Source organism: Nocardia sp. NPDC057668 (assembly GCF_042799795.1).
Classification (GTDB): domain Bacteria; phylum Actinomycetota; class Actinomycetes; order Mycobacteriales; family Mycobacteriaceae; genus Nocardia.
Window position 1 is genome coordinate 782,012 of record NZ_JBHVIC010000001.1, and the last position, 15,658, is coordinate 797,669.

General features: G+C 71.7%; 1 protein-coding gene and 2 pseudogenes. All 3 read right to left on the bottom strand.

Annotated elements, in window-relative coordinates:
* Positions 1 to 32: 32 nt before the first annotated feature.
* On the bottom strand, positions 33 to 5,048 hold the full coding sequence (locus tag ACFVBH_RS03735; protein ID WP_379001573.1) for an SDR family NAD(P)-dependent oxidoreductase: 5,016 nt from the start codon (positions 5,046 to 5,048) through the stop codon (positions 33 to 35).
* 147 nt (positions 5,049 to 5,195) lie between these two features.
* Positions 5,196 to 6,703: pseudogene (locus ACFVBH_RS03740) on the bottom strand (type I polyketide synthase); the annotation flags it as partial.
* A gap of 209 nt (positions 6,704 to 6,912) precedes the next feature.
* A pseudogene (locus tag ACFVBH_RS03745) lies at positions 6,913 to 15,655 on the bottom strand (SDR family NAD(P)-dependent oxidoreductase); the annotation flags it as partial.
* Positions 15,656 to 15,658: the final 3 nt, after the last annotated feature.

The window sequence follows — 15,658 nt, forward strand, 5'->3', positions numbered from 1 at the left end:
GGACATTCGTGCCGGGCTTCGCTGTTCGGTTGTTACGTGTGTTCCAGGGTATCGATCCAGGTGCGCAGGGCGAGCGCGGTCGTGACCGCGTCCTCCTCGAGCACCGTGAAGTGGTCGCCGGGAATGTCGGCGGTGTCGTGCGGCACCGGCCAGAAGGCCCGCCAGTCCCGGGGCCCGTCGGTGCGGGTACCGGGCAGCGGAGTATCCGAGCGCAACAGGTGGATCGGCGTGCGCACCGGGGTGGCGCGCCAGTCCAGGAACAGCCGGTTGTAGGTGCCCATGGCGGTGAGCCGCTCGTCCTGCACGGCCATATCGAACCGGTCGACGCGCGCGAGCATGCCGCCGATCATGGCCCCGGTCCACCATTCCATGCCGGGCTCCAGCGCCGCCTCGACCGGATAGCTGTCCACGAGCAGCAGCCCGCGTGGCGCGTGACCCTCCGATTCGAGGGCGGCCGTAACCGCGTGCGCGACACAGCCGCCCATGGAACGGCCCAGCACCACGAACGGACGATCACCGACCGCCTCGACGAGCGCCTCCACGCCCAGCCGTACCAGGGTGTCGACCGAATCGGGCAGGTCATCGCTACCCGCCGTGAATCCCGGCGCGGGCACCACGTACACATCGCGTTCACCGCGCAATTCCTGTGCCACACGGGAGTATTCGTGCGGACCGGAGATCGCGCTCACCGCCGGGAACGCCACGACCACGGTCTCCCCCGGCCCCTGCGCGAGCCGGATCGGAGCCAGCGCGTGCCGTGCGCGCTCGTCCACGGCGAACGTGGTGCGTGCGTGCGACGCGGCAACGAGCAGTTGCGCGGCCTCGAAATGCTTTCCGGCGTCGTGCATTCGACGGTGGATCGCGGACAGGCCCGCGCTCACGGCACCCGCCGCCGCAGCCGGTTCCGGAGTCTCCCCGACCTGGCCGCCGAGGAAATCGGCGATGGCCTGCGGCGTCGGATAATCGAAGGTGAGGGTCGCGGGCAGGCGCAGCCCGGTCACCCGCCCCAACCCGTTGCGCAACTCGACGGCGCTGAGCGAATCCAGCCCCAGTTCGATCAGCGCCCGGTCACCGGCGATGGCATCGGGAGAGGGATGAGCCAGCGCCACCCCGACTTCGGCGCGCACCAGGTCGAGCAGGGCACGCTCCCGAGCCACCCCGTCCAATGCCGCGATCGCCCGCAGCACCGATCCGGAATCCGCGTCCCGGGCGGCGGTGCGCCGCCGCACCGGCACCAGCGACCGCAGCACCGGCGGCAGCGCATCGGTCCGCCGAGCCAGTGCCCGCCCGTCGAATCCGGCCGCGATGACCACGGCGGGGTTGTGCACGACTGCTTCCCCGTGACCGTCTGCCCCCGCGGTGAGGTCGTCAGCGATCACCGGCACAGCGGTGGCCGCCGAGGACTCGGCGGGATCGGCTACGGCCGCGTCGAGCAGTGCCAGTGCGGTCGCCGTCGGCAGGGCTCGCAGCCCGTTTCTGGCTATGCGCGCACGGTCGGTGGCCGAGAGCGCCGCTGTCGTGCCGCTCGCGCGTTCCCACAGGCCCCAGGAGATGGAGACCGCCGGTAGGCCGAGTGCACGTCGCTGTGCGGCAATGGCATCGAGTTCGGCGTTCGCGGCGGTGTAGGCCGCTTGGCCCGGACCGCCGAGTTGGGCCGATACCGAAGAGAAGAGCACGAATCGGGACACGGTGGGGAGTGCGCGAGTGAGTGCGTCCAGGGTGCGGGCGCCGCCGCTCTTGGGCGCGGCGACGGCGGTGATTCGTTCGGGGGTGAGGGTTTCGAACAGTCCGTCGTCGACCAGGCCGGCGGCATGGATGACGGTGGTCAGCGGCCGGTCCGGCGGGATGGCCGCCAGGACCTCCTGCAGCGCGGCGCGATCGGTCACATCGAGAGCCGCGAGAGTGACCGCTGCACCGGCGGATTCGAGTTCCGCGGCCAGTTCCGCCGCGCCCTCGGTGGCCGCGCCCCGACGCCCTGCCAGTACCACCGACCGGACCCCGTGCGTGAGCACCAGGTGGCGTGCCACCTCCGCGCCGAGTCCGCCGAGGCCACCGGTGATCAGCGTGGTGCCCGCGGTGTCCCAGCTCGAGGTCTCCCCGGCGGGCGGATCCCAGCGCCGCAGTCGGGGTACCGAGATCCGACCGGTCCGCAACGCCGTCTGGGTGTCGCCATCGCCCGCCGCGTTCACGGCCGCGGCGAGCGCGGACCAGGATTCCGGCGCGTCATCGATATCGCTGAGCAGCAACCGATCCGGATGCTCGGCCTGCACCGACCTGACCAGTCCCCACACCGCGGCGGCGGCCGAGTCCGGCACCTCGCTCTCGCCGATGGCGACAGCGCCACGCGTGAGTACGACGAGCGGCACTGTGAGAGTCGCGGGATCGGCGAGCCAGCGCTGTAGCACCGGCAGCAACGCATCGACGTCGGAAACAGCGACTATCGCGGCGTCGACGGCGGAATTGCTTCCCAGCGCCGCCGTGTCGGTGATCGGGTGGCGTCCACCAGCCGGACCATCGGCGGCGTCGTCTCCCGCGGGGTTCTGAAGGTTGCCGGAACCTGCTGCGGGATGTCCGACGCCGCTGAGACCGCCTCCACCAGAACTACTTCCGGCGAGTGCGCTGTCAGCGAGACCGCGGTCGATACTCTCGCTGTCGGCTTCGGCGCGGTGGCCGCTCGCGCGCAGCGCGTCGAGCACCGACCGCACATCGGTGCCGCCGTCGAGGACCAGCCAGTGCGCCGGACCGGCGGTGGCGGCGTGGTCGGTCCAGACGACCTCGAACAGGGTGTCGCGCAATTCCGCACGGGAGGAGCGCAACTGGGTGGTGGATACGCGGCGTGCCACCAGGCTGTCGATACTCAGGACCGGCGCTCCGGACGGGTCTGCGGCGTCGATGGCGACCGTGTCGGGGCCGGTCGATGTGATGCGAACCCGCAGTGCCGCCGCGCCGGCGGCGAATATCCGGACCCCGGTCCAGGCGAAGGGCAGGCGGTTCTGCCCGGGCGGCACGTCGGCCAGCGCCCGCAGTGCGGGGAGATGGACCGCCGCGTCGAGCAGTGCCGGGTGCACGGCGAAGCCCTCGGGCCGGGTGCCCGCCGATTCGGGCAGTTCCACTTCGACGAAGAGCTCGTCGTCGCGCTCCCAGGCGCGGCGCAGTCCCTGGAAGGCGGGACCGTAGGCGAGGCCGGTCGCCGACAACGTGGGATAGATGTCTGTCACATCGACGGGTTCGGCTCCCGGCGGCGGCCAGATACCGAGATCCACGGTGCTCGCGGGGTTTTCCGGACCGATCACGGCGGTCGCGTGCCTGGTCCAGGCATCAGCGGCACCGCCGAGCGGCCGGGAGTGAATCGTGACGGCGGAGGTGCCGTCCCCGTTCGCGCTGACCGCTACCTGGAGATCGACGGCGCTCTCACCGAGGACCAGCGGGGACTCCACGATCAGTTCCTCGATCGACGGCAGTGTGGCTTCCTCACCCGCGCGGGCCACCAGGTCGAGCAGTGCGGTGCCGGGCACGATCACCGTGCCCAGGACCGCGTGGTCGGCCAGCCACGGATGGGTGCGCAACGACAACTGCCCGGTGAGCAGCAGTCGATCGCCTTCGGCCGCCGTGATCACCGCCGACAGGAGCGGATGGTCCAGGGCCGTCGCTCCGGCCGCGTGGCCGATACGGGTCCGGGCAACGGGTTCGGCCCAGAAAAGCTGCTGATGAAAGGCATAGGTGGGCAGGGTGATACGGGGAGCCCGGGGAACGATCTCGGCCCAGTCGACCCGTTGGCCGTGCGCGTGGACGACCCCGGCGGCGGTCAGTACCGTGGCGACCTCGGGCCGGCCCCGGCGCACCAGCGCCGTCACCGCGACCTCTTCTTCGGTCAGGGTCGCCGAGATCAGCGGTGCGAGTACGGAATCGGCCCCGATCTCGAGGAAGACGCCCGCGCCCTGCGCGCGTGCGGTGCGCACCGCGTCGGCGAATCGCACCGTGCCGCGCAGATGCCGGACCCAGTAGTCGGGATCGGCCAACTCCTCACGACCGGCGACCGCGCCGGTGCTGTCCGATATCAGCGTGACCCCGTCGGGTTCGGCGAAGTCCAGTTCGGCCACCACACTGGCGAATTCGTCGAGTACGGGTTCCATCAACGGTGAGTGGAACGCGTGCGAGACCGTCAGCCGCTTCACCCGCCGCCCCGATCCGGTGAGCTCGGCGGCGACCGCCACCACCGCGTCCTCGACCCCGGACACGACCACGGCATCGGGCCCGTTCACCGCGGCGATCGACACCCGCGGCGAATCCTCCAGCGCCACACCGGCGCCGTCGCCGGCGTGGGCGACGCTGCTCGCGCGGGCGGCCACCGCGTCGATGACCGCACGCACCTCGGCCTCGGTGGCCTCGATCGCGATCATCGCCCCGCCCGCGGGCAACGCCCCCATCAATCGCGCGCGAGTCGCGACCAGCCGCGCGGCATCCCCGAGCGAGAGCACACCCGCCGCGTGCGCGGCCACGATCCCGCCGATGGAATGCCCGGCGACAGCGCGAATCTCGACGCCCCAGGACACCACCAGCCGATACAGGGCGGTCTCGAACGCGAAGATCACCGGCTGGGTGTAGAGGGTCGAATCGATGAGACCCTCGGTTCCCGGCGCGCCGAAGGCGACGTCGCGCACCGAATGCTCGACGGCCGCACCGAGATAGCGGTCCAGCGCGCCGGCCGCCGCGTCGAAGGCCGCCGCGAACACCGGAAACCGTTCGTACAGGGCAGCTCCCGCCCCGGCGCGCTGGCTACCCTGCCCGGCGAAGACGACACCGACTCCCCCGATGGCGGCCGTGGTGAGCGCCGCCGAGGCTGTCGCGTGTCCGTTCGCCAGCGACTCCAGGGCGGCGGTCAGCTCGCCTCGCTCCGCCGCGACGATGACCGCGCGGGTGTCGTGCGCGACCCGGTCCCGGACCAGCGCCGAAGCGATCGACGCCGGTTCGACCGTGTTGCCCGCGACGAATTCGGCGAGCCGTGCCGCCTGCGCGCGCAAGCCGTCCACGCCTCTGCCCGAGACCACGAACGGCAACGGCCGAGCACCGAGCGACGTGTCATCCGCTTCCGGGGTGCCGTCCGCAGCCCCCGGCAACCCATCCGAATCCCCCGGCGGCTCATCCGCGCTCGGCCCGAGTGCTACATGCGCATCGCTACCCGAACCAACGAGTGGCAACGGCCCGGCGGCGGATGAGGCCCGATGTGGTTCCGGGCCAGTCCCATCCTCGTCGGTCCGCAAGCCGGACGCGCCGTCATGCGGCTCGTCGACGGCCTGCTCCACGATGACATGTGCGTTGGTGCCCGAGACTCCGAAGGCGGAGACCCCCGCGCGCCTGGCGCGGCCGGTCTCGGGCCAGTCACGTGCTCGCGACAGCAGTTCGACGCGGCCCGAATCCCAGTCCACCAGTGTGGACGGCGTACCCAGATGCAGGGTTTCGGGCAGGCTGCTGTGGCGCAGGGCCTCGACGAGTTTGATCACGCCCGCGACGCCCGCGGCGGCCTGGGCGTGACCGATGTTGGATTTCAGCGAGCCCAGCAACAGTGGTTCACCGCCGGTGCGTGAGCCGTAGGTCGCCAGGATGGCCTGTGCCTCGATGGGATCCCCGAGCACGGTGCCGGTGCCGTGCGCCTCGACCGCGTCGACGTCGCCCACGCCGAGCCCGGCGTCGGCGAGCGCCTCGCGGATCACGCGCTGCTGGGCCGGCCCATTGGGCGCGGTCAGGCCGTTGGAGGCGCCGTCCTGGTTGATCGCGCTGCCACGCACCACCGCCAGCACCTGATGGCCGTTGCGGCGGGCTTCCGACAGTCGCTCCAGGAGAACGATTCCCACACCCTCGGACCAGCCGGTGCCGTCGGCGTCGTCGGAGAACGCCTTGCAGCGCCCGTCCGTGGCCAGTCCGCGCTGGCGGGAGAACTCGGTGAACCCGATCGGCGTCGACATCACCGACGCGCCGCCCGCGACCGCGAAATCGACCTCCCCCGCCCGCAGCGCCCGCACCGCGAGGTGCAATGCCACCAGCGACGACGAGCACGCCGTATCGACGGTGACCGCGGGGCCCGCGAAACCGAAGGTGTAGGCGATCCGGCCCGAGACCACGCTGCCGAGATTGTTGATCGCGAGGTAGCCCTCGAGCTCCTCGGGGACGGGGTCCAGGCGCGAACCGTAGTCGTGGCCGGCGAGTCCGGCGTACACACCGGTGCGGCTGCCCTTGAACGCGTGCGGGTCCAGGCCCGCGCGTTCGAACGCCTCCCAGGTGACCCGCAGCAGCAATCGCTGCTGCGGGTCCATCGAGAGCGCCTCGCGGTGCGAGATGCCGAAGAATTCGGGATCGAATTCGCCCGCACCGGTGAGGAATCCGCCGTGCCGCGCATAGGAGGTGCCGGGCACGTCCGGGTCCGGATCGTAGAGCGCCTCCAGATCCCAGCCACGATCGGCGGGGAAGGGGCCGACCGCGTCGCCGCCGGCCGCCACCAGCTCCCACAGCTGTTCGGGCGAGGAGATCCCGCCGGGCAGCAGGCAGGCCGTGCTCACGATGGCGATCGGTTCGCGGGTGCGGGCCTCGATCTCGTCGAGGCGCTGCTGCAGGCGCTGTTCCTTGGCGATGGAACGCTTGAGGTAATCACGGAGTTTGGCTTCGGTGGCCATCGCGGTCAGTTCCTGTCTACCAGGTCGAATAGTTCGTCGTCGGAGGCGGAGTCGAGGTCGACCTCGGCTCCGGGTGCGGCGAGGCGATCGGCGAGCGAACGCAGTCGCTCGGCGACCGACTCGGTGTCGGCCGCGCCGCCGCCGGTCAGTAGTTCCTCGAGCGCGCGCAGCGCGTCATCGGCGTCGATCGGGCCGCGCTCGGCGCTGCCCGCGCGGGGCAGGGCGGTGGCGATGTACTCCGCGACCGCCTCGGGGGCCGGATGATCGAAGATGAGCGTGGCGGGCAGCGCCAGTCCGGTCGCGGTTCGCAACCGGTTGCGCAGGTCCACCGCGGTCAGCGAGTCCAGGCCCAGTTCACGGAAAGCACGAGTGGCCGGAACATCGTCGGCACTGCCGTGTTTGAGCACGGCCGCGGTCTCCGCCCGAACCAGTTCCAGCACCGCGCCGCGCCGCTCGGTCTCGTCCAGGCCGGAGAACCGATCCAGGACGACGGGACTCGGTGTCTCGACGATCTCGCTCGAGGCTCGCTCGAGCCGGTCACCCCGGCGCGAGGCCGAGCGGTCCGCGTCGATCCAGTACCTGCTGCGCTGGAAAGCGTAGGTGGGCAGCTCGATTCGGCGTCCGGCGCCGTGCAGCAGCGCCTCGGCGTCGACGGTCAGGCCCCGGCTGACCGCCGTGGCCACCGAGAGCGCGATGCGCTGCGGGCCGCCCTCGTCGCGACGCAGGGTGCCCACCACGACCGTGGCGGCGGTACCCACCTCGGCAATGGTTTCCTCGAGCACCGAGGACAGCACCGGGTGCGGGCCGATCTCGACGAAGGCGCGGTACCCGCCCGCCAGCAGCACCCTGGTGGCCTCCTCGAATCGCACCGTGCCGCTGAGGTTCTCGAACCAGTACTCCCCCGTTAGCTCCGGGCCGTCGAGCCAGTCCGCCGATACTGTCGACAGCACGGGAATGGTCGCGGCCGCCGGGCGCACCGGGGCGAGTTCGGCGTGCAGGGTCGCACGCAGGTCGTACATCTGCGCGGAGTGCGAGGCGTAGTCGACCGCCACTCGCCGGTTGCGCACGCCCCGCGCGTCCAGCCGGACCAGAACCTCCTCGATCGCCTCCACCGCTCCGGAGAGCACCACCGAGGTCGGTGAGTTCACCACGGCCAGCGAAATGCGGCCGTCATAGTCGGCCACCAGTTCCGCGGCGGCCGCCGCGGACAACGAGACCGCCGCCATCGCACCGTGTCCGGCGTGAGCGGCAATCGCTTTGCTGCGCAACGCGACCACTCGCGCACCGTCCTCGAGCGACAACGCACCGGCCACCACCGCCGCGGCGATCTCACCCTGCGAATGGCCGACCACCGCGTCCGGGCGGACGCCGTGGGCGGTCCACAGCTCCGCGAGTGCGACCATGATCGCCCACAGCGCCGGCTGCACCACGTCGACCCGGTCGGTGTCGATTTCGGCCCGGCCGAGCAGGACCTCGAGCACCGGCCAGTCGACGAACGGCGTCAGCGCTCGCGCACACTCCTCCAGCCGGTGCGCGAAAAGCGGAGCGGTGCGGTACAACTCGGCGGCCATACCCGGCCACTGGCCGCCCTGGCCCGGGAACACGAACACGGTCCGCCCGGTCACATCGGCGGCACCGGTGACCACGTGGGCGGGCAGCGCCGCGCCGGAGGCCAGCGCCTCGAGACCGGCACGCAGCTCTGCCGCATCCCCCACGATCAGGGCCCGCTCGGCGAGCGCTGCCCGCGAATCCCACAGGGTGCGTGCGACATCCGCGTCGGCGAGTTCGGGCCGGGCCCGCAGATAGGTCGCCAGCGCAACGGCTTGTCCGCGCAGCGCGGCGGCATCGTGCCCGGACAGCGCCCACACGGTCGGGGCCGCCGAACCCTCCGTCCCGGATTCGGACGGCGGGGCGTCAGTTTTCGCGGAATCGCCGGTCGACGTGCCGCTCGCGACCACGATGGCATCGGCGATATCCGCCGGTGCCGTAGCGGGGCCGAGCACCGTGGGTTCCGTGGCACCGGCCTGCACGGCGCCTGACTCCGGCGCACCGGTCAGCTCTGATTCGCCGGCCGCAGAACTCGTTACGACCGTGACGGGCTTCGAGTTGTCTCCCGGACCGGTGCCGGGTTCGAGCGCCTCCACCTTCGTGACATCCCCGGGAGCGGTGCCGAGTTCGAGCGCTGTCGGCTCTTCGATGATGACGTGGGCGTTGGTTCCGCTCACGCCGAACGAGGAGATGCCCGCCCGGCGTGGCGCGGTCTGCGGCTCCCACGGCCGGGCCTCGGTCAGCAGCCGTACCGTGCCGGCCGCCCAGTCCACGTGCGGTGTGGGCTCGTCGATGTGCAGGGTCCGCGGCAGCCGTCGATTACGCAGTGCCAGAATCATTTTGATGATCCCCGCGCCACCGGCGGCGGCTTGGGTGTGGCCGACGTTCGACTTCAGCGATCCCAGCCACAGCGGCCGGTCCGGGGCGTGTTCGGCGCCGTAGGTCGCGATGATCGCCTCGGCTTCGATCGGATCACCCAACTTTGTGCCGGTCCCGTGCGCTTCCACCACGTCGACCTCGCTCGCGGTCAAACCCGCGTTGGCCAGCGCCCGGCGGATCACGCGCTGCTGCGCGGGACCGTTGGGCGCGGTGAGACCGCTCGACGCACCGTCCTGGTTGACCGCCGACCCACGCACGACCGCGAGCACCGGGTGGCCGGATCGCTGCGCGTCGGACAATCTTTCGAGCACGAGCATGCTGACACCCTCGGCCCAGCCGGTCCCGTCCGCGGCGGCCGCGAACGCCTTGCAGCGCCCGTCGGCGGCCAGTGCGCGCTGGCGGGAGAATTCCACGAAGGTGGCCGGGCTGGCCATGATCGCCACCCCGCCCGCCAGGGCCAGGTCGCTCTCCCCCGACCGCAGCGACTGCGCCGCCAGATGCAGCGCTACCAGCGAGGACGAGCAGGCCGTGTCGACGCTGAGCGCGGGACCTTCGAAGCCGAAGGTGTACGCGATGCGGCCGCTGGCGATGCTGCCCGCGCTGCCGTTGACGAGGTAGCCCTCCAGATCGGCCGGTGCGTCCTGGATGTGCGGGGCGTAGTCGTGGTACATGGTGCCCGCGAACACCCCGGTTCGGCTGCCGCGCAACGAGGTCGGATCGATGCCGGCGCGTTCCAGGGCCTCCCAGCTGGTTTCGAGCAGCAGGCGCTGCTGCGGGTCGGTGGCCAGGGCTTCGCGCGGCGAGATGCCGAACAGTCCGGCGTCGAAATCGGCGGCGTCCACCAGGAACCCGCCGTGCCGGGTGTACGAGGTGCCGGTGCGCTCGGGATCGGCGTCGTAGAGCGATTCCAGATCCCAGCCACGATCGGACGGGAATTCGGAGATGGCGTCCCCGCCGGTGTCGAGCAGTCGCCACAGCGCGTCGGGAGTCTCGATACCGCCGGGCAGGCGCAGGGCCATGCCTACGATCACGATCGGATCGGTGTCGGTGGCGTCCACCGTGCGGGCGGTGGAGCCGCTCTCGACCGTGCCGATCAGCCGCGTGTGCAGGAGTTCGGCAATGGCCTGCGGGGTCGGGTGATCGAATGTGAGGGTGGCGGGCAGCCGCAATCCGGTCGCGGTCGCGAGGCGGTTGCGCAGTTCCACCGCGGTGAGCGAGTCCAGGCCGAGTTCGGTCAGGGCGCGGTCGCCACGGATACCGACGGGGTCCGGATGATCGAGCGCCACGGCGGCTTCGCGCCGCACCACATCCACCAGCAGCGCCCGCTGTTCCTCGGCCGACCGCCCCCGCAGCTGGGCGGCCAAGCCCGACTCCGGCTCGCGGACAGGCGATTCCACCCGACGGCGCCGGGTCCGCACCAATCCGCGCAGTAGCGGGGGCACGGTGGCACCGGGCCGCTCGAACGCTGACAGGTCCAGGGGCGCAGGGGCCAGCAGCGGTGCATCGCGGTGGAAGACGGCGGCGTCGAACAGGTCGAGTCCGTGCTCGGCCGATAGCGCACGCACGCCCTGACGGGCCAGTCGAGCACGGTCCGCGTCGGTGAGATGCGCTGTCACGCCGCTGGATTCGGACCACAGACCCCAGGCCAGCGAGACGGCGGGCAGCCCGTCGGCGTACCTCCGGGCAGCGAGCGCGTCCAGTCCGGTGTTGGCGGCCGCGTAGGCGGCCTGCCCGGCGGTGCCCAGCAGCCCGGCAACCGAGGAATACAGCACGAAAGCGGACAGCGCGAGGTCGCGGGTCAGCTCGTCGAGGATCTGCGCCGCCACCAGTTTCGGTGCGAGTACCGCGTCGAATCGCTCATCGGACACGGTCTCGAGGACACCGTCGTCGACGATTCCGGCCGCGTGCACCACGGCGGTGAGCGGATGCGCCGGGGTCGCCGCCGCCAGCACACGGGCGACGGTCTCACGATCGCTGAGGTCGGCCGAGACCACCAGCACCTGCGCACCCAGACCGCGCAGCTCGGCTGCCAGTTCCGAAGCTCCCGGCGCACCGGCTCCCCGCCGGCTGGCCAGAATCAGGTGCCGAACACCGTGGCGCCGCACCAGATGCCGGGCCAGCAGCGCACCCAGACCACCCGTGCCGCCGGTGATCAACACGGTGCCCTCCGGGTCCCACGTTCGAGGCTCGGCGGCGAGGTTCTCGCTCGCCGGCCGAGGCCGTGCGGCGACCCCCTCTCCTACCGACCGGGTCTCGGTGGCGGTGCCCGCGTGAACCAAACGGGGTACGTAGGCGCGGCCCGCGCGTAACGCGAGTTGCGGTTCCTCGCGGGCGGCGGCAAGCGCGCGGGGCAGGATGTGCCGGGACTCGTCCGCGTCGTCGGTGTCGATCACCGTGATCGTTCCGGCGCGCTCGGTGGCGGCCACCCGGGCCAGGCCCCAGATCGGGGCGGCATCGGAATCCGGGCGGTCATCGGCGGTGACGGCAATGGCGTTGTGGGTGAGCAGGATCCGCGCGCGCTCCGTCGGCTCGCGCAGCAGCGCCAGCGCCGCGTGTGCGGGGGCGTCGAGGCCGAGCGAATCCCAGACCTGGTGTTCGCCGGTCGATGTCGTCTCCGGCAGCGCGTATTCCACCCATGCCGGCTCGTAGAGACCCTCCTGTGCCGGTGCGTGCTCGGTCCGGGCAGCGCGCAGCACGAGGTTGTCGACCGAGAAGACCGGTGCACCGGCCGGATCGGTGGCGAGCAGGTCGCTCAGCCCGTCGGCGGTGACGGTGAAGCTCACCCGCAACGCCGTGGCTCCGGCCGAGTGCGCCCGGAATCCGTTCCACACGAACGGAATGCGCGGTGCGGTGGGTTCCCGGTCGGTGAGCGCGACCGGATGCAGGGCGGCGTCGAACAGCGCGGGGTGCACCACGTAGCCCGCCGGGTCCGGGAGGCCGGATTCCGGCAGGGCGATCTCCGCGTAGCGGGTCTGCCCGCGCCGCCAGACGGCGCGCACGCCCTGGAAGCTGGGACCGTAGTCCAGGCCTGTGGCCAGTAACCGGGAGTAGGCGTCGGTGATATCGACGGGTTCGGCGTCCGCGGGCGGCCACGAATCCGGCACCGCCGCAACGGGCCTCACCCGGGAGCGATCGAGCCTGCCGACCGCGTGCCGAATCCACGGTGCGGTCGGATCCGCAGGCGGGCGCGAGTGGATCTCCACGATGTGGTGCTCGTCGACCCGGTGCGCGCTGACCTGAACCTCGGTACCGGACTCGGGGTTCAGCACCAGCGGCGTCTCGATCACGAGTTCGTCGACCGCGTCGACGCCCACCGCGTCCGCAACGTGCAATGCCAGCTCCGCGAGCGCGGTGCCCGGCACATAGATCCGCCCGGAGACGACGTGCTCGGCCAGCCAGGGCTGATCCGCGACGGACAGCCGCCCGGTCGCGACAACACCCTCGCCGGACGCGAGACGGACGGTGGTGGCGAGCAGGGGATGCTCGCCACGGCCCGGCTCGGCGGCCGCGGTGGTGGTCGCCCAGAATCGCTCGTACCGGAATGCGTAGGTCGGCAGCGTGATTCGTCGCTGCGGCGGCACGATCGCGGTCCAATCGACCGAGTGACCGTTGGCGTGCACGGCCGCGGCCGCGGACAGCACCGTGGCGATCTCGTCGCGCCCGTTCCTGACGGCCGCGACCGCGACCACGGGGTCGGGGCTCTCGGCCAGGACGGCCGACACCATCGGCGTGAGCACCGCGTCCGCGCCGAGCTCGAGGATCACCCCGACACCGCCGGCCCGCAGCGCGGCGACCACGTCGGCGAAACGCACGGTGCCGCGCAGATGGCGCACCCAGTACGCCGGGTCGGACAGTTCGGCGGCGGTGATCGCCGCACCGGTGAGGTCCGAGACGAGCGTGCGGTCCAGGGACTCGGTGACGGTCAGCGCCGACACCACCTCGGCGAACTCCGCCAGCACGGGATCCATTGCCGCGGAATGGAAGGCATGTGACACCACCAGCCGTTTGACCCGCCGGCCCCGGCCCGACAGTTCCGCCGACACCTCGAGCACCGCCTGCTCCGCGCCGGAGATCACCACCGCGCGCGGGCCGTTCACGGCCGCTACCGACACCGTCTCATCCGCACCCGCCTGCTCGATCGCAGCCCGGATCTCGTCCTCCCCGGCTTCGACGGCGACCATCGCGCCGCCTCGGGGCAGCGCGCCCATCAACCGGCCACGCGCGGCGACCAGGCGGGTCGCATCTTCCAGCGACAGTGCGCCCGCCACATGCGCGGCCACCACCCCGCCGATGGAATGCCCTGCGACCGTGTCGATCTCGATGCCCCACGATTCGAGCAACCGGAACAACGCCACCTCGACGGCGAAGATCACCGGCTGGGTGTAGGTGGTGTCGTCGATCAGCCCGGCCGTGCCGGGCGCGCCGAAGGCCACCTCCCGAATCGGGAATCGCACCGCCGCGCCGAGGTGCTCGTCCAGTAGCGCCACCGTCGCGTCGAAAGACTCCCGAAAGGCTGCGAACCTCTGGTGGAGAAGCTTTCCCACGCCCGCGCGCTGACTGCCCTGCCCACCGAAGACCACGCCCACCGCGCCCTTGGCGGCCGCGCCCACCGTCACTCCGGCCCCGGGTGTCCCCTTTGCCAGACCCGACAATGCCGCGATCAGGTGGTCGCGATCAGCGACCGTGACCACAGCCCGCGCCCCGAAGGTGACGCGATCACGAATCAAGGCTGACGACAGGGACTCCAGGTCCGCGTCACCGACGCCGGCGAGGTGGCGCACGAGCGCGTCGGCCTGCGCGTACAGGGCGGCGTCCGAGGCCCCCGAGACCAGGAACGGCAGCACCTGCCCCGACGACTCCTGCTCCCCCGCCGCGGAATCGACGAGTGGCGCGACCGATGACTCCGGCTGCGCCGCAGGCGAATCGGCCGGCCGGCCGCCTGACGAGTCCGGTCGCGACAACGCCGAATCGCCGGAGTGAACGCCCTGCGATGCCGGTTGCGGTACTTCGGACTCAGCGGGCCGGCCACTCGGCGACACCCCCTGCGATACCCCGGACTCAGCGAGCCGATCACTCGGCGACGCCGGCTGCGACGCCGGCGAATCAGCGAGTCGAGCACCCGGCGACTCGGGAGCCGGCTCGGGGTCGGTGGCCTGTTCGAGGATCACGTGGGCGTTCGTGCCGGACACGCCGAAGGCCGAGACGCCCGCGCGCAGCGGCCTGGCGCCGGAAGTCCACGGCCGCGACCGGGTCACGAGTTCGACCTGTCCCGCGGTCCAATCGACAAGGGTGGAGGGCTTGTCCGCGTGCAGGGTCGCCGGCAGCGTCCCGTGGCGCAGCGCCAGCACCATCTTGATCACACCGGCCACGCCCGCCGCGGCCTGGGTATGCCCGATGTTGGACTTCACCGCGCCCAGCAGCAGCGGTTCCGCACGGTGGCGGCCGTAGGTTGCCAGCAGGGCCTGCGCCTCGATCGGGTCGCCGAGTTCGGTGCCGGTGCCGTGCGCTTCGACCGCGTCCACTTCGGCGGCGCTCACCCCGGCATCGGCCAGCGCCTCCCGGATCACCTGCTGCTGCGCGGGGCCGTTGGGCGCGGTCAACCCGTTGGACGCGCCGTCCTGGTTCACCGCGCTGCCCCGGATCACCGCCAGCACGTCGTGTCCCAGCCGCCGGGCGTCCGAAAGGCGTTCCACCAGTAGCACGCCCGCGCCCTCGCCCCAGCCGGTGCCGTCCGCGCCGTCGGCGAACGCCTTGCAGCGGCCGTCGACGGACAGTCCGCGCTGCCGGGAGAACTCGACGAAGATCGCCGGGGTGGACATGATCGTCGCGCCGCCCGCGACGGCGAAATCCACCTCGCCCGCCCGCAACGCCCGCACCGCCAGGTGCAGGGCGACCAGGGAGGACGAGCACGCGGTGTCGACGGTGAGCGCGGGGCCCTCGAAACCCAGGGTGTAGGCGATGCGACCGGACAGCACGCTGGCCGCGGTGCCGGTGACCAGGTAGCCCTCCACATTGGCCGGCACGCTGCCGCTGCCGGTCACGTAGTCCTGACCGTTGGTGCCGACGTAGACCCCGGTGCGACTTCCGCGCAGCGATCGCGGATCGATGCCCGCGCGTTCGAACGCCTCCCATGTCGTGTGCAGCAACAACCGCTGCTGCGGATCCATCGCCAGCGCCTCGCGCCGGGAGATCCCGAAGAAGTCGGGATCGAAATCCGCTGCGCCGTCGAGGAATCCACCGTGCCGGGTGTAGGCCGTGCCGGGGTGATCGGGGTCCGCGTGGTAGAGGTTGGCCAGGTCCCAGCCGCGATCGTCCGGGAACTCGGACAGTGCGTCACGGCCGGCGCTGAGCAGGTCCCAGAACCGCTCCGGGGTGTCGGCCCCGCCCGGGAATCGGCAGCCGAGCGCGACGATGGCGATCGGTTCCTGCTGGGCGGCGGTGACCTCCTGCAATTGCTGCCGGGTCTTGTACAGTTCCTCGCTCACCCGGCGCAGCAGGTGCCGGATCTTGTCGTCGCCGGTGGCGTCGTCAACAGCGTTCACAGCGGTGCCTTTCACTATTCG